We start from the raw sequence: 308 nt of genomic DNA on the forward strand, positions 1-308 counted from the left end.
TGGATTCGAACCAACGCATGAGGGAGTCAAAGTCCCTTGCCTTACCGCTTGGCTATACCCCAATAATATAAATAGGCGAGTGAGGGGAATCGAACCCCCGAATGTCAGAGCCACAATCTGATGTGTTAACCACTTCACCACACCCGCCATAATTTAACTAACACGGGCAGTAGGAATTGAACCCACACTGAAGGTTTTGGAGACCTTAGTTCTACCTTTAAACTATGCCCGTAACTATGGAAGGGGAGGGATTCGAACCCCCGAACCCGAAGGAGCGGATTTACAGTCCGCCGCGTTTAGCCTCTTCG

The 308-nt window shown here is 49.7% G+C and carries 2 tRNA genes; both read right to left on the bottom strand.

Features of this window, described 5'->3' with window-relative positions:
• Positions 1–74: 74 nt before the first annotated feature.
• Positions 75–147, bottom strand: a tRNA-His gene (locus ADF68_RS00290).
• A 14-nt stretch (positions 148–161) separates the two neighbouring features.
• A tRNA-Trp gene (locus ADF68_RS00295) sits at positions 162–232 on the bottom strand.
• Between the last annotated feature and the right edge of the window lie 76 nt (positions 233–308).

The organism is Streptococcus pseudopneumoniae, from assembly GCF_001068775.1.
GTDB classification, from domain to species: Bacteria; Bacillota; Bacilli; order Lactobacillales; family Streptococcaceae; genus Streptococcus; species Streptococcus pseudopneumoniae_N.